Genomic DNA, 14,971 nt, shown 5'->3' with positions numbered 1-14,971 from the left:
GACCAATAATTTCGTATAGCCCTATGGTCTAATAGGCTCTTCGCAGGATTGGCGGTTCAATTCGCGCCTGTGGTCCGATCATCGGTCAAAGTGGTACGACCAATAATGACGGACACGACGCCCCCACGCGGTGGGGAACCTCCTGTTCCTGTCGAGAGCCCTCATGCAGCCCTGGCAACACGTGTACGACCCCGCTGGCAACCTGTGGTTGTCGAGCCTGATCGCGCTGCTGCCGATCGCCTTCTTCTTCGTTGCCCTGGCAGTGCTGCGCATGAAGGGCTGGATCGCCGGCACCATCACCGTGGCCATCGCGCTTGGCGTGGCCCTGCTGTTCTATCGCATGCCGGTGGCGCAGGCGCTGGGCGCGGCCGGCTTCGGCTTCGTCTATGGCCTGTGGCCGATTGCCTGGATCATCATCGGCGCGGTGTTCCTGTACAAGGTCTCGGTCAAGACCGGCCAGTTCGACATCATCCGCGCCTCGATCCTGTCGGTCACCGAAGACCAGCGGCTGCAGATGCTGATGGTCGGCTTCGCCTTCGGTGCCTTCCTGGAGGGTGCGGCCGGGTTCGGTGCGCCGGTGGCGATCACCGCCGCGCTGCTGGTCGGGCTGGGCTTCAAGCCGTTGTATGCCGCCGGCCTGTGCCTGATCGTCAACACCGCGCCAGTGGCGTTCGGTGCGATGGGCATTCCGATCATCGTGGCGGGGCAGGTGACAGGCCTGGACGCCTTCGAGATCGGCCAGATGGCGGGTCGCCAGCTGCCGTTCCTGACCATCATCGTGCTGTTCTGGATCATGGCGATCATGGATGGCTGGCGCGGCATCAAGGAAACCTGGCCGGCGGTGCTGGTAGCGGGCGGCTCGTTCGCCATCGCCCAGTACCTGACCTCCAACTTCATCGGCCCGGAACTGCCGGACATCACCGCTTCGCTGGCGTCGCTGGTCTGCCTGACCCTGTTCCTGCGCCGCTGGAAGCCGGTGCGGATCTTCCGCTTCGATACCGAAACCAGCGCCGAGGCGGCCGCACAGGCACTGGAAGCGCCGCGCCATAGCATTGGCCAGATTGCCAAGGCATGGTCGCCGTTCCTGATCCTCACCGCGATGGTTACCGTGTGGAGCATCAAGCCGTTCAAGTCGTTGTTCGCAGCCGGTGGCCCGCTTGAAGGCTGGGTGCTGAAGATTCCGGTGCCGGGCCTGGACCAGATGGTGCAGAAGATGCCGCCGATCGTCGATGCGCCGCTGAGCTACGAAGCGGTCTACAAGTTCGACTGGTTCTCGGCCACCGGTACCTCGATCATCCTCGCTGCGGTGATCGCGATCATCGCCCTGCGCATGCCGGCGCGGTCGGCGCTGCAGACCTTCGGTGAAACCGTGCGCGAGCTGCGCATGCCGATCTTCTCGATCGGCATGGTGCTGGCGTTCGCCTTCATCGCCAACTATTCGGGCCTGTCGGCCACGCTGGCGCTGGCACTGGCGCACACCGGCAAGGCGTTCCCGTTCTTCTCGCCGTTCCTGGGCTGGCTGGGCGTGTTCCTGACCGGCTCGGATACCTCGTCCAATGCGCTGTTCTCGGCGCTGCAGGCCACCACCGCGCAGCAGATCGGCGTGTCCGACGTGCTGTTGGTGGCAGCCAACACCACCGGCGGTGTCACCGGCAAGATGATCTCGCCGCAGTCCATTGCCATTGCCTGCGCGGCGGTGGGCCTGGCCGGCAAGGAGTCGGACCTGTTCCGCTTCACCGTCAAGCACAGCCTGATTTTCACCACGATGGTCGGCCTGATCACCCTGGCCCAGGCCTACTGGCTGACCTGGATGATTCCCTGAGCATGCAGCGCGGGCCGACCAACAGCGGCGTGCTTCGGGCCACAATGGCGCCATGAGCACACAACGGGTTTCGGACAAGGTGGCCGCGCAGCTGCGTGCGCTGGTGCAGGAACAGCAGTTGCAGCCGGGCGACAGGCTGCCGGCCGAGCGCACGTTGGCGGTTCAGTTGGGGGTCTCGCGGACCGCGCTGCGCGAGGCCATCGCACAGTTGGCCAGCCACGGTCTGCTGACCGCGCGCGTGGGTGGTGGCACCTATGTGAGCGAGCCCGCCGCACGGGCACGGCAGGCACTGGATGAACCCCTGGTGCCGTACCTGCCGCTGTTCCAGGGCGACCCGGAATACCGCTTCGACGTGCTTGAGATCCGTCACGCGCTGGAGGGCGCCACGGCCTGGCACGCGGCGCTGCGCGCCACCGACGAGGACCGCGCGCGCATCGCCCAGGCGTTCCAGACCATGATGGACGCGCATGGCAAGGACGACCCCACCGGCGAAGCCGAGGCCGACGCGGCCTTCCACCTGTCCATCGCCGAAGCGTCGCACAACCTGGTGCTGCTGCAGGTGATGCGTGGTCTGTTCGAGCTGCTGCAGACCAACATCTCGCAGAGCCGTGAAAAGCTGTACACCTCGGCCAGGACCTTCTCGCCGCTGTCCGACCAGCACCGCGAAATGATGGATGCGGTGCTGGCAGGCGATCCCGAACGTGCGCGCGCCGCCGCGCATGCCCATCTTGAGTTCGTGCACACCACGCTGCGCACGCTCGACGACAACGAAGCCCGGCGTACGCGGGCCTCGCGCCTGCCTTCCCCACACGGTTGACCCCATGATCATTTCCGCCTCCACCGATTACCGTGCAGCAGCCGAACGTCGGCTGCCGCCGTTCCTGTTCCACTACATCGATGGTGGCGCGTATGCCGAGCACACGCTGAAGCGCAACGTGTCCGACCTGTCCGACATCGCGTTGCGCCAGCGCATCCTGCGCAACATGTCCGACCTGAGCCTGGAAACCGAGCTGTTCGGCGAGAAGTTGGCGATGCCGGTGGCGCTGGCCCCGGTCGGGCTCACCGGCATGTATGCCCGTCGCGGTGAAGTGCAGGCGGCGCGCGCAGCCGACAGCCGCGGCATTCCGTTCACGTTGTCCACGGTGTCGGTGTGCCCGATCGAAGAAGTCGCGCCGGCGATCCGGCGCCCGATGTGGTTCCAGCTGTACGTGCTGCGCGATCGCGGTTTCATGCGCAATGCGCTGGAGCGCGCGCAGGCGGCGGGCGTGACCACCCTGGTGTTCACCGTCGACATGCCGGTGCCGGGCGCGCGCTATCGTGACGCACACTCGGGCATGAGTGGTCCGAATGCTGCAATGCGCCGCATCGGCCAGGCCATCACCCATCCGCGCTGGGCGTGGGACGTGGGCCTGCGCGGACGCCCGCATGATCTCGGCAACATTTCCACCTACCGTGGCAACCCAACGGGCCTGGAGGACTACATCGGCTGGCTGGGCAGCAACTTCGATCCGTCCATTTCGTGGAAAGACCTGGAGTGGATCCGCGAGTTCTGGAAGGGCCCGATGGTGATCAAGGGCATCCTCGACCCGGACGATGCGCGTGACGCGGTCGCCTTCGGCGCCGATGGCATCGTGGTCTCCAACCATGGCGGCCGCCAGCTGGATGGTGTGCTGTCCACCGCACGTGCCTTGCCTGCCATCGCCGATGCGGTGCAGGGCGACCTGAAGATCCTCGCCGACTCGGGCATCCGCACCGGCCTGGACGTGGTGCGCATGCTGGCGCTGGGCGCCGATACCGTGCTGCTGGGGCGCGCCTTCGTCTACGCGCTTGCCGCACAGGGCGAGGCCGGCGTGGCCAATCTGCTGGACCTGATCGCCAAGGAAATGCGCGTGGCGATGACACTGACCGGTGCACACCGCATCGCCGATATCGGCCGTGATTCGCTGGTGCGCCTGCCATGAGTGATCGCAACACGGTGCTGGCGCAGTTGCGTGCCGCGGTGGGGGACCGCCACGTACTGACCGGCGACAAGGCCACCCGCCGCTTCCGTCGCGGCTATCGCTTCGGCGACGGCCCGGTGCTGGCGGTGGTGCGTCCGGGCTCGCTGCTGCAGCTGTGGCAGGTGCTGCAGGCGGCGGTGCAGGGCGGCGCGGCGATCATCCTGCAGGCGGCCAATACCGGCCTGACCGGCGGTTCCACCCCCGATGGTGACGATTACGGCCGGCCGATCGTGCTGGTCAGCACTCTGCGCCTGGCCGGCATCCAGCTGTTGAACGAGGGGCGGCAGGTACTGTGCCTTCCCGGCGCGACGCTGGACCGGCTGGAGCAGACGCTGGCACCGCTGGGTCGCGAGCCGCACTCGGTGATCGGCTCGTCGTGCATCGGCGCCTCGGTGCTGGGTGGCATCTGCAACAACTCCGGTGGCGCACTGGTGCGCCGTGGCCCTGCCTATACCGAGATGGCGCTGTATGCCCAGGTTGACGCGCGGGGCGAACTGCAGCTGGTCAACCATCTGGGCATCGCGTTGGGCGATACGCCCGAGCAGATCCTGCAACGCCTGCAGAACGGCGACTACAGCACTGCAGATGTCAGCAACGGTGATGGCCGTGCCGCCTCCGATCCGCGTTACGCCGAGGAAGTACGCAAGGTGGATGCGGATACCCCGGCACGCTTCAATGCCGACCCCAGCCGCCATTTCGAGGCGGCCGGTTCAGCGGGCAAGCTGGCCGTATTCGCCGTGCGTCTGGATACGTTCGAGAAGGAGGCCGCCGAGGTCTTCTATATCGGCAGCAACCGCACCGACAGCCTGACCGCGATCCGTCGCCAGCTGCTGACCGGCTTCGAGCGCCTGCCCATCGCCGGCGAGTACATCCACCGAGATGCCTATGACATCGGTGAGCGTTACGGCAAGGACAGTTTCCTGCTGATCGACAAGCTCGGCACCGCACGCGTGCCGGCCGCGTTCGCGCTGAAGAGCCGGGCCGATGGCTGGTTCGAACGGCTTGGCCTGCGCGGTGTCACCGACCGGGTGATGCAGACGCTGACCGGTCTGCTGCCTTCGCACCTGCCCAAGCGCATGGGCGAGTTCCGCCAGCGTTACGAGCATCACCTGTTGCTGAAGGTTTCTGCACAGGATGCGGCCGCCACCGAGACATGGCTGCGCGGCTTCTTCAACGACCATGAAGGCGGGTACTTCCACTGCACCGCGGACGAGGGACGCAAGGCGTTCCTGCATCGCTTCGCCGTGGCCGGTGCCGCCGTGCGCTATCGCGAAGTGCACCGCGAGCAGGTGCAGGACATCGTCGCGCTGGACATTGCGCTGCGCCGCGACGATGCCGACTGGTTCGAGCAGCTGCCGGCCGATATCGATGGCCGCCTGCTGCACAAGCTGTACTACGGCCACTTCCTGTGCCATGTGTTCCACCAGGATTACATCGCGCGCAAGGGTGAAGACCCGATGGCCATCGAGCATGCGATGTGGGCCTTGCTGGACCAGCGCGGTGCCGAGTACCCGGCCGAGCACAATGTCGGCCATTTGTATCCAGCCAAGCCGGCGCTGGCCGGTTTCTACCGCACGCTGGACCCGAGCAATACCTTCAACCCCGGCATCGGCCAGACGTCGAAGGCGAAGGGGTGGGGTAGCTGCGACTGCGACGGGCACTGAGCTGCAACGCGGCGCCTGCGCTACCATCGGCCCCTCGCAAGGACGTGCCGGCGCGCACAGGATGATCATGAATTCCACGCGTATTGCTTACGCCGTGCTGTCCGCCCTGCTGCTGGCATCGTCGCTGCCGGCAGCGGCGGACGTCGCGCCCGTTCAACACGATGCCGCGGGCAACCGGCTGGAAGCGCTATTGCTGCAAGGCGAGCAGAGAGCGGACGACCCCGAGCGCTACTGCACTGCCGATGGCCAGTGGTGCGTGCGGGCGTTGCCCGCAACAGGCCAAGACCAGCCGGCAGCGCTGGAAGTCGCCGAGCGTGCGGGTGATGACGCCGAACCAAAGATGCGACACGTCCCCATCGAGGTGGTTGACGATGGCGACCTGCGGGTCTGGCCTTTCATCGTGCGCCTGGCCCCCGGCCCGGGTGCAGGCCAGACCGTGGCCGATCCGCAACAGGCGGCACTGCAGAACGTGCTCGTCGGCGGTCTGCTGGAGGCCCGGGCGATGTATTCCGGCGGCGGTGCCAGCGCATCGACCCTGCAACTGGCGCGCATCCGCCATCTCGACGATGGCGTCCAGGTGGACGCCGACGTGCTGTCCGTTGCGTGGTCGGCCAACAAGATGATCCGGGCCTGTTTCAGCGAGCGCGATTTCGATCAGCGCGCGGGTGCCTGCCACGACGAGTACAGTTTCGATGCGGAACTTGCGTTGGCAACCGAGGGGCAGGGCATGCCCGTGCTGCGCTACCGGACCGAGGCCAGCAACTATCCGGCGGGGGTATCGCCACAGCGGGACTCGCTGGCCAAAGGAAAGTTGAAGAAGAAGGATCTGCGCACCGAGCAGGATGCGGAGTGCAGCTACACGCGCGTCTTCCGCTTCACCTCAGGGGCTTACCAGCCGGATCAGCCACTGCCGGAGTGCTCGGGCTACACCGAGCCCTGAGCCATGGAGCCGGGCTTGGGCCCGGCTCTACGCGACGGCGCTGGCGTGCTTACTCGCAACGCGTGGCGGTGATGATGTTGTCCTTGTCCACGAACACGCGCAGGCGATCCTGGCGGATGTCCTTGGTGGTGATGGTGGCCGGGCCGATGGGATTGACCATGCCGGCGCCGCTTTCGCTGGACAGGCGGCGGATGTTCGGCTCGTTGGCTGGCTGGCCGATGGCCCAGCCCAGCTGGCTGGCATCGCAGCGGCCACTGCCCTTGACCTCCGGGCCGGGAGTGCTGACACAGGCCGACAGCAACAAGGCCGAGGCGGGCAGCAACAGAGTCAGGCGAATGGTCATGCGGGCGCTCCTGCGCAGGGGATTGGCGGCACGATAGCACTGACCGCGCGAAACCCGGCAGCGTTCGGGTCATTGCCCGCGCGGCCGCCGCACTGCATAGTGGCCGGCGTTGCCGGCAGCGTGCCGGCGGGCAGACCGGGCCAGTCCGGTGCAGGTGTTGGATCGGGTATGACGGCAGGCAGTTTGCGTGGCAGGCAGAACGCAGTGAAGGCGGTGGCAGTGCTGTCGCTGCTTTGCATGGCAGTGGCAGCCGTGGCCGCCGAACCGGTCGCAGCGCCGGCTGCGGAAACACCGGTGTTTGGTGGCTGGCGCAACCTGCAGACCGAAGCTGGTTACCAGCCGGCGCAGCGCAACCTGGCGTTCGCGATGCTGCCGCAGGCCGCCACCCGGGGTGATCGCTTCGTGGTCCTCGACCGTGAAGGCAAGCGCGCGGTGTGCTGCCTGCAGGTGGCCAGCGAGTCGCTGGGCGTTGCCGCGCTTCGCGAGCAGTACCACCTGCCGCAGGCCGGGGTGACCGATCTGAGCAACGGCCGCAGCCCGGCGCGCCCGTACCTGCCGCATGTCTATGCGATGCAGCGGGTGGATGAATTGGCCGACTATGGTTTCGCCGATGTTGCCGGTGCCTACAGCGATCTGGGCGGGCTGCTGCTGCCCGACGCCGCCGCGCTGGCCGCCGACGGCAGCGAGGTGCGCCTGGGCGAGGCCCATTATCGCCTGCAGTTCCATCGCCAGCCGCTGGCCGATGATGATGGCGCACTGGACCGCTATACCCTGCAGTTGCTGCCTACGGGTGCACCGGTCGTGGTTGAAGTGCCGTTCGGCACCTACTGATTGCCACATTCCACTGGCTAGAATGGCGCGCGGCGCTGCCTGTCGCGCCTGATCCCGCGAGTTGTTGCCGTGCGATTCCTGCTGCTGCCCCTGATGTTGCTGGCCGGTTGTGCCAGCGTGCCCCCCGCGCCGCCACCGGCACATTCGGATGCGCTGTGGCGCCTGATCGAGCGTGATTGCCAGGGCGCACAGTCGCCACGCGGCGATTGCCTGCAGGTGCGCCCTGCCGTTGATCACCGCGATGTGCTGGTCAAGGATGCGCACGGCCACTATCAGTTCCTGCTGATGCCGCTGGACAAGGTCAGCGGCATCGAAAGCCCCGCGCTGTACCGGCGTCGGGCACCCAATTACTTCGCTGCCGCCTGGCAGGCCCGCACGCGCACCGAACAGGCGCTGGGCCAGCCGCTGCCGCGCAGCGTCGCCAGCCTGGCATTGAATTCGCCACATGGCCGTTCGCAGCACCAGCTGCACATCCACGTCGACTGCCTGCGCGCTGACGTTCTGCAGGCGTTGGAAGACAATCGCGCGATCCTCGGCACGCAGTGGGCACCGCTGCCGGTGCTGTTGCGCGGCCATCAGTACCAGGCGCGGCTGCTGCCCGGCGAAGCGCTGACTGCCAATCCGCTCAACCTGCTGGCCTATGGCCTGAGCGGCGTGGACAAGGTTGGCCAATGGAGCCTGCTGGTGGCGGGGCACGAGGACGTGCACGGCGCGCCCGGCTTCATCCTGCTGGCCACGCAGCTGGACCCGGACAGCGGCAACGATGCCAGCGCCGAGGAGCTGCAGGACCATGCCTGCAGCGTGTTGACCGGCGCGGATGCTTCGCTGGAGCGGGTGCGCTAGTTTTCCGTTGGCTGCCGCTGCAGCCAGACGGGGGCAGTCAGCGCGTACAGCTGGCGGTCCTGCCAGCCCTCGGCATCCAGGTGGTGGTCGCGCAGCAGGCCTTCGCGCTCGAAGCCGATCGCCTGCAGGGTAGCGACCAGTTCGCTGCCTGCATTGGGCGGCAGCAGGACGAACAAGCGACGGATTCCTACCTGTTCGAACAGGAACGTGCACAGCGCCTGCAACGAAGCGTGCAGCTGCCGTTGCCGGGGACAGCCTGCTGCATGCAGCCAGCGCAGTTCGACGCTGCGCGCATGCGCGCAATGCAGGCGCAGATTCAGCTGGTCCAGCAGCTCACCCACTGCATCGAAGCTGCCCAGCAGCAGATGATCGTTGTCGTGTTGCAGCTGCGAACGCTGCACACCGCAGAGGAAGTGGGCTTCGGCATCGAAATGGCCAGGCAGGTTGCTGCTGCGTTCGACCTGCTGATGGTAGTGACGCCAGGCGGAAAGGTCTGAACGCTGCAGCGGGCGCAGTACGACGGGCCCGTGCTGGAGTCGCAGGAGATGGCGGCGCAGCACCGGTCGCAGCGGTGGCAGGGAAGCAGGGAAATACCGGTTCATGGGGTGGGACGATGCCGGACCTGGGCGAACTGGAACAATGAAAGAAGTTGCAAACGCGGTGTTGCCGACGCCTGCAGTCTGATTCGGTTCAGGCATAAGGCCATCAGGCCTGGTCATTTCCGTTGCAACCATCCGTTCAGGACACTTTCGTTACGGGATCGTTATGCGCGCACCGTCGCCAGCGCCCCCGGACCACCCGCCCAACTCCCCCAGGAAGCCCATGTCCGCCTCTTCCCTGGCGCTGCGCCCGCGTCCGCTGGTGCTTGCCTTGTCGTCCCTGATGCTGGCCTCGTTGCCGGCCTTCGCGCAGGAAAGCGCACCCACCTCATTGCAGGAAGTGAAGGTCACCGGCTCGCGCATCCCGCGTGCCAGCGTCGAGGGGCCATCGCCGGTCACGGTGATCAGCCGCGAGCAGATCGATGCGCAGGGCTACCGCAACGCCTTCGATGCGTTGAGCGCGCTCACTGAAAACACCGGTAACGTGCAGGGCGAGGACTTCGGCAATACCTTCACCCCGGCGGCGAACACCATCAACCTGCGTGGCCTCGGCCCGAACCGCACGCTGGTGCTGGTCAATGGCCGCCGCCAGGCCGACTATCCGCTGGCCTACGAGGGCTCGGTGAACGTGGTCAACCTGGCCAACATCCCCAGTGCGTTGATCGAGCGCATCGAGGTGCTGGCCGCAGGCGCATCGGCGGTGTACGGCTCCGATGCGATCGCCGGCGTGGTCAACATCATCCTCAAGGACCGTTTCGACGGCGTGGACGTCAACGTGCGTGCCGGCGGCACCCAGCAGGGTGGTGGTGACAACCAGCGCGTGCAGGTGGTGGGCGGCAGCTCGGGCGAGCGCTGGGAAGGCCTGTTCGGCTTCGAACTGGACGTGCGCAAGGCGATCCACGCGCGGCAGCGCGACTTCATGGATTCGCTGGACGATGATCCTACCGGCAAGGCGCCACAGCCGACGGCCATCGCCTATCGTCGCAACGCAGCCACCGGTCGCAACATCGATCCGGGTGTCGCTGGCTGCGATGCGGCCTCGGCCATCTTCGGTGGCAGCGTGTTCCGCGCCAACAACCCGCGCCAGGGCGCGTACTGCGGCAGCAACGAGGCCGCTGCCAGCTACTGGACCGTGCAGACCGAGAAGCGCAACCTCAACGGTTACGGCCTGCTGACCTTCCACGTCAACGACACCACCGATCTGTTCGCCGATGTCGCCGTGGGCAGCGCACGGATCCACAACAACACGCGCGCGCCCACCTGGACCTCGTCACGCAACTATTTCTACAACCAGAACACGGGCAACCTGGAAAGCTGGTACCGCCGCTTCGCGCCGGAGGAGATTGGTGGCCTGCCACGCAACGCCAATCGTTTCCTGGAAAACTCGTGGTCGTTCAATGTCGGTGCACGTGGCCAGTTCGGTGACAGCGGCTGGGACTACGAGGCGGTCTACAGCCGCTCGCGCTACGAGAACCGTACGCGCCGCCCGGTGCTGCTGGCCGGTATCAACGAATACCTGCTCGGTCCGCAGCTCGGTGTACGCAACGGCGTGGAGGTCTACGCGCCGGATCCGTCGCGCCTGTTCCGGCCGCTGACGCCCGATGAGTACGGTCGCCTGTCCGATTACCAGGAAAGCCGCAACGCAGCGTGGCTGCAGACCTTCAGTGCGACGGTCAATGGTCGCCTGTTCGCATTGCCGGGTGGCGACGCCGCGTTGGCCGCGGTGGTCGAAGCGGGCAGCCAGGGCTATCGCAACCGCCCGGACCCACGCCTGGGCACCGGCGAATTCTGGAACACCAGCGCCGGCATCGGTGCCGGTGGCGAACGTGACCGCTATGCGGCGGGTGTTGAACTGCAGCTGCCGTTGCTGCAGTCGCTGACCACCACCCTGGCAGGTCGCTACGACCAGTACCGCGCCGGTGGCGAGCATCTCGGCAAGGCAACCTGGAGCTTCGGTGTCGAATTCCGTCCGATCGAAAGCCTGCTGATCCGCGGCACTGCGGCCACCAGCTTCCGTGCGCCGGACATGAACTATGTGTTTGCCACCGAGACCCGTGGCTACAACCCGGGCATGACCGACTACTGGCGGTGCCGCACCGCCGGCCAGTCGTACGACAACTGCGACTACAACGGCCTGTCGATCGACTACAGCAACCGCGCCAACCCGCAGCTGCAGCCGGAGTCGGCCAAGTCGTATGGTTTCGGCGTGGTCTGGTCGCCGCTGTCCGGGCTGGATTTCAGCGCCGACTACTACGACATCCGCATCGACAACGAGGTGACCAGCCTGGACACCAGCCGCATCCTGCGTGATGAGGCCGACTGCCGGCTGGGTCGCACCCTCGGCGGCGAAGCACGCGACATCGGTTCGCCGCTGTGCCAGGACGCGCTGTCGCGGGTGATCCGCAACCCCTCCAATGCCACCGTGCAGCCGGACCAGGTGACCCGCGTACTGATCAACCCGATCAATGCGGCGTCCGAATCGGTGCGCGGCATCGACCTGAAGGGCAACTGGCGCTTCGATGCGGGCCGCTATGGCCGCTTCACCACGCGTCTGGCTTACACGCTGGTGCTGGAGCACGAGTACAAGCAGTTTGCCGATGACGAAGTGCGCGACATCCGCAATTCGCTGGATGACTGGCAGTGGCGCAGCAAGGCCAATGGCAGCATCACCTGGAACCAGGGCGACTGGACCGCGACGATCTATGGCAACCGCTATGGCTCGTTGCCCAAGAGCGATGGCAGTGGCCGCATCGCGCCGTACATGACCTACAACGCCAGTGTGTTCCGCCAGTTCGGCGAGAACCTGACACTGGGTGTGATCGTCAACAACCTGCGCGACAGCCGGCCGCCGGCGGACAAGAATGGGGGTGGTTGGCCGTTCTATCCGGTCGGCAACTACGACCCATATGGTCGCCAGTTCTGGGTGGAGCTGGATTACCGGTTCCGTTGATCGAAGTGGAAAACGAAAGGCCCGGCATTGCCGGGCTTTTCTTTGTCTGGCACTTCGCTTCCAGCGTAATGGAGTGGCATGCTCACAGGTCACCAAGGAGGAAGCGGCGCATGGACGTTCGTCATCTGATGGTTGTGGTACTTGCAGTTGCGGGCTGCAGCAGCAAGGAAGAAGCACCTGCTGTCGCTGACAAGGATGCCACGATGGCGCCTGCCGACCGGGTTGAGGCAGCGACACCGGCACGTTCCGCTGCGACATCCGCCGGCACTGTCGCCGCTTCGCCAGGGCTTGCAGTCGTTGCTCCGGGGGTCACTCAATCGGGTGCGGCTTTCCTCTCTGGCGAAAGGAGCCTGTTGAGCGAGGGGGCGATGTCCGTCGAAAGATTCCAGGCGGTGGTCGGCTCGAACAAAGCATTCGCACAGGCGGTCGGCCAGTTCGAGCAGGACGTGGCGCGCAACCCGGAAGCGCAGGATCTGACCGCGCTGTACAGGTCAGCGGTGACCGCCGCACTGGACGGAAATACGGACCTTGTCTCGTTCGCGTGCGGTTACAGCCTGTGCCTGGGCGAGATCCGCAGCCGGACCGACGACGGCTTCAGCGCTTGGGCACGCTCCTTCGGTGACGGCAATACGCCCCCCGTCTATGCATTCGCAACGGCCGAGTACACCCTGGGCCGGAACCTGCATTCGGGGCGCTTTGTGTTCTCCACCGATCCGGCTGCCAACGGCATCACCACCCAGTAGGCGAAGGCATGCTGGGCCGATGAAACGCTACGGCAGCGCCTGCACCAGGTACGACTCGATGACGTAGCTGAAAGGCTGCTGCTGGCGGTCGCGGAGCAGGGCGCGCACTTCCAGGATCACGCCACGGTCGCCTTCGCCGCGCGGTGGCCAGAACGTCTGGTCGGTCACGGTCTGGCGCTGGAAGCCGAGCGGACCGACCACGCGGCCGAACGGCTCGTCGGTGGTGTCGAGCACCTGGTTCATGGCCGGGCTGAGATGGTCGGGCAGGTACCAGTTGTCGGCCTCGGACAGCACGCGGCTGCCGCAGGCCAGCTGCACGCGGCGGTATCGCAGGGGCGTGGAGGCATCGGCGCCCAGGGCCTGCAGCACGTCGGCCGGCGCCGGCTTGTCCTGGCCATGCACGCGCACCGCGCGGACCCGGGCCTGCTCGGCCAGGCCGTGCTCGGCGCACCAGCTTTCCAGGGTGGCGGTGGCGCTCTGGCCGGTCAGCACGCGCTGGTGCAGCACCTCGACCAGCGCAGCCGAGGCGATCCGCTGCTGGCCCGGCGGCGCCTGCAGGGGCGCGCTGGCGTTGGCATCGGTGGCGGACAGGCTGGCGATCGGGGCGGCGGCCAACAGGGACGCGGCCTGCCAGCGGCGAAGACGATCGTGGCGGTCGGACGGGCCCATGCGGCATCACAGCGGAAACAGGCGCCCATGTTACCCGTTCAGGCGTGTATCCGGCGTCCCTGCGGCGCAGGGTCGCGGGCGGGATTCATCGTGCCGGTGAATGCATGGCATGCGGATATTTCGTTGGCCGATGGCAGCGGTGACGGGCAGGATGGCGCCAGTATTGGCTTTCCGGGAGATCCAGATGACTCTGCAGTTCGTCCATGGTGGCGTCGATCGCGACGGCACCCCACTGCATTTCCATGTCCGTGATGGCCGTTTCGTCGGCATCAACAGCGACGATGCCGCACCGGAGGAGGCCGAAAGCGTCGACCTGACCGGCTTTACTGTTCTGCCGGGACTGGTCGACGGCCATATCCATCTGGACAAGAGCTTCGTCGGCGACCGCTGGCATCCGCATCAGCCAGTGAACAGCCTGCGCGAACGCTTGGCGGTGGAGAAGACCGCGATTGCCGCCGCTGCGCCGATGGCGGACCGTGCCGAGGCGCTGATCCGCCAGTGCAGCGGATTCGGTACGGTGGCGATGCGTTGCCACGTCGACATCGATGGCAGTACCGGCCTGCAGCATCTGCAGGCCGTGCGCGAGGCGGCGCTGCGCTGTGCCGACATCATGCGCATCCAGCTGGTGGCGTTCCCGCAGGCGGGGGTGATGTCGTGCCCGGGTACGGCGGCGGTGCTGGAACAGGCGATTGCTGCAGGAGTGGAAGTACTGGGTGGCATCGACCCGAGCTCGCTGGACGGGGATGCCGACGGCCAGCTTGCGTTGTTGTTCGGGCTGGCCGAGCGCTATGGCGTGCGCTTGGACATCCATCTGCACGAGCCGGGCGAGACCGGGTTGGCGCAGCTGCTGCGGATCGCGGCGCGCACGCGCGCGGCGGGCCTGCAGGGCAGGGTGGCGGTCAGTCACGCTTATGCGCTGGGCGAGGTGCCATTGGCGCGGGCGCTGCAGGTGGGTGAGGCGTTGGCTGCTGCAGGCGTAGCGATCATGAGCAATGCACCGGGCGACCATCCGTTCCCGCCGTTGCGCGCACTGCACGACGCGGGTGTACGCGTGTTTGCCGGCAACGACAACATCCGCGACTGCTGGTGGCCCTACGGCAATGGCGACCTGCTGCAGCGGGCGATGCTGCTGGGCTATCGATCGGGCTTCTACACCGATGTGGACCTGATGCTGGCGTTGGACATGGTCACCACCCATGCGGCGGAGGTGATCGGGTTGCCGCAGTACGGCATTGCAGACGATCTTCCGGCCACCTTCGTGGCGGTGCGTGCCGACCATGGCCCGGCGGCGGTAGCCGGGGTGCCGGGCGAGCGACGCGTGGTGGTCGCCGGGCGCTGGCTGTAGCGGCCGGGCGGCGCCCGGCACCCGCGGTAGTGCCGGCCGCTGGCCGGCAACCTCAGAAGCAACAGCAACAGCAACAGCAACAGCAACAGCAAAGGCGTGCATCCCGTGGGAGGCGGGGCGGTGTCGGATTGCGGGGACGCCGTAAACCCATCCATGGGGGCTTGGCAGCCGCATCCATGCGGCTGACACCCCGCAATCCGACACCGCCCCACCTCTGACAGT

Annotated in this window: 13 protein-coding genes; 10 read left to right on the top strand and 3 right to left on the bottom strand. The window is 66.6% G+C overall.

Translation table 11 applies throughout. From position 1 onward, the window contains the following. The first annotated feature begins 163 nt into the window (after positions 1-163). The 5 genes from lldP to H3005_RS06560 all read left to right on the top strand — a co-directional run bounded on the left by lldP (position 164) and on the right by H3005_RS06560 (position 6,426). Positions 164-1,822, top strand: coding sequence for an L-lactate permease (gene lldP / locus H3005_RS06580; protein WP_100552786.1), 1,659 nt, complete (start codon positions 164-166; stop codon positions 1,820-1,822). A 52-nt stretch (positions 1,823-1,874) separates the two neighbouring features. Beyond that, entirely contained in the window at positions 1,875-2,639 is a 765-nt protein-coding gene (gene lldR, locus H3005_RS06575) for a transcriptional regulator LldR (RefSeq protein WP_089235949.1), read from the top strand. Positions 2,640-2,643: 4 nt separating this feature from the next. Further along, positions 2,644-3,783 carry an FMN-dependent L-lactate dehydrogenase LldD gene (lldD, locus tag H3005_RS06570; RefSeq protein WP_191077817.1) on the top strand — a complete coding sequence of 380 codons (1,140 nt, stop codon included), beginning with the start codon at positions 2,644-2,646 and terminating at the stop codon, positions 3,781-3,783. Next, complete coding sequence (gene dld, locus H3005_RS06565; protein ID WP_191077816.1) at positions 3,780-5,486, top strand: D-lactate dehydrogenase; 1,707 nt, start codon at positions 3,780-3,782, stop codon at positions 5,484-5,486. The genes lldD and dld overlap by 4 nt, the downstream gene beginning before the upstream one ends. Before the next feature lie 67 nt (positions 5,487-5,553). Further along, positions 5,554-6,426 (top strand): hypothetical protein, encoded by an 873-nt coding sequence (locus tag H3005_RS06560; RefSeq protein ID WP_100554136.1) that lies wholly within the window; start codon positions 5,554-5,556, stop codon positions 6,424-6,426. Between the two features lie 49 nt (positions 6,427-6,475). Here the strand turns inward: H3005_RS06560 and H3005_RS06555 are convergent, their stop codons facing one another. Beyond that, positions 6,476-6,769 carry a hypothetical protein gene (locus H3005_RS06555; RefSeq protein WP_025878511.1) on the bottom strand — a complete coding sequence of 98 codons (294 nt, stop codon included), beginning with the start codon at positions 6,767-6,769 and terminating at the stop codon, positions 6,476-6,478. Between the two features lie 168 nt (positions 6,770-6,937). Here H3005_RS06555 and H3005_RS06550 point away from each other — a divergent pair, with 168 nt between their 5' ends. After that, positions 6,938-7,600, top strand: coding sequence for a decarboxylase (locus H3005_RS06550; RefSeq protein WP_100552783.1), 663 nt, complete (start codon positions 6,938-6,940; stop codon positions 7,598-7,600). Between the two features lie 51 nt (positions 7,601-7,651). Further along, positions 7,652-8,443, top strand: a complete 792-nt coding sequence (locus H3005_RS06545) for a CDP-diacylglycerol diphosphatase (RefSeq protein ID WP_279324090.1) — start codon at positions 7,652-7,654, stop codon at positions 8,441-8,443. On the opposite strand, the gene H3005_RS06540 is transcribed toward H3005_RS06545, so the two are convergent. Continuing rightward, entirely contained in the window at positions 8,440-9,045 is a 606-nt protein-coding gene (locus tag H3005_RS06540; RefSeq protein WP_100552782.1) for a GNAT family protein, read from the bottom strand. The genes H3005_RS06545 and H3005_RS06540 overlap by 4 nt on opposite strands. Positions 9,046-9,265: 220 nt before the next feature. Here H3005_RS06540 and H3005_RS06535 point away from each other — a divergent pair, with 220 nt between their 5' ends. Continuing rightward, on the top strand, positions 9,266-11,992 hold the full coding sequence (locus tag H3005_RS06535) for a TonB-dependent receptor (RefSeq protein WP_100552781.1): 2,727 nt from the start codon (positions 9,266-9,268) through the stop codon (positions 11,990-11,992). Positions 11,993-12,102: 110 nt separating this feature from the next. Continuing rightward, positions 12,103-12,735, top strand: a complete 633-nt coding sequence (locus H3005_RS06530) for a hypothetical protein (protein ID WP_191077885.1) — start codon at positions 12,103-12,105, stop codon at positions 12,733-12,735. A gap of 27 nt (positions 12,736-12,762) precedes the next feature. On the opposite strand, the gene H3005_RS06525 is transcribed toward H3005_RS06530, so the two are convergent. Next, entirely contained in the window at positions 12,763-13,404 is a 642-nt protein-coding gene (locus tag H3005_RS06525) for a hypothetical protein (protein ID WP_191077815.1), read from the bottom strand. 184 nt (positions 13,405-13,588) lie between these two features. Between H3005_RS06525 and H3005_RS06520 the strand changes: the two genes are divergently transcribed. Then, entirely contained in the window at positions 13,589-14,749 is a 1,161-nt protein-coding gene (locus H3005_RS06520) for an amidohydrolase family protein (protein WP_191077814.1), read from the top strand. Positions 14,750-14,971: the final 222 nt, after the last annotated feature.

It is taken from the genome of Stenotrophomonas sp. Br8, from assembly GCF_014763005.1.
In the GTDB taxonomy this organism is placed as follows: Bacteria; Pseudomonadota; Gammaproteobacteria; order Xanthomonadales; family Xanthomonadaceae; genus Stenotrophomonas; species Stenotrophomonas lactitubi.
Note: the sequence above shows the minus strand (reverse complement) of the source record. Positions and strands in the feature narration are given on the sequence as shown.

Coding starts and splice junctions, on each gene's coding strand:
- H3005_RS06540 (WP_100552782.1), bottom strand. CDS start 9,045: ATGAACCGGTATTTCCCTGCTTCCCTGCCACCGCTGCGACCGGTGCTG.
- H3005_RS06560 (WP_100554136.1), top strand. CDS start 5,554: ATGAATTCCACGCGTATTGCTTACGCCGTGCTGTCCGCCCTGCTGCTG.
- H3005_RS06525 (WP_191077815.1), bottom strand. CDS start 13,404: ATGGGCCCGTCCGACCGCCACGATCGTCTTCGCCGCTGGCAGGCCGCG.
- H3005_RS06520 (WP_191077814.1), top strand. CDS start 13,589: ATGACTCTGCAGTTCGTCCATGGTGGCGTCGATCGCGACGGCACCCCA.
- lldR (WP_089235949.1), top strand. CDS start 1,875: ATGAGCACACAACGGGTTTCGGACAAGGTGGCCGCGCAGCTGCGTGCG.
- dld (WP_191077816.1), top strand. CDS start 3,780: ATGAGTGATCGCAACACGGTGCTGGCGCAGTTGCGTGCCGCGGTGGGG.
- H3005_RS06535 (WP_100552781.1), top strand. CDS start 9,266: ATGTCCGCCTCTTCCCTGGCGCTGCGCCCGCGTCCGCTGGTGCTTGCC.
- H3005_RS06530 (WP_191077885.1), top strand. CDS start 12,103: ATGGACGTTCGTCATCTGATGGTTGTGGTACTTGCAGTTGCGGGCTGC.
- H3005_RS06550 (WP_100552783.1), top strand. CDS start 6,938: ATGACGGCAGGCAGTTTGCGTGGCAGGCAGAACGCAGTGAAGGCGGTG.
- lldP (WP_100552786.1), top strand. CDS start 164: ATGCAGCCCTGGCAACACGTGTACGACCCCGCTGGCAACCTGTGGTTG.
- lldD (WP_191077817.1), top strand. CDS start 2,644: ATGATCATTTCCGCCTCCACCGATTACCGTGCAGCAGCCGAACGTCGG.
- H3005_RS06555 (WP_025878511.1), bottom strand. CDS start 6,769: ATGACCATTCGCCTGACTCTGTTGCTGCCCGCCTCGGCCTTGTTGCTG.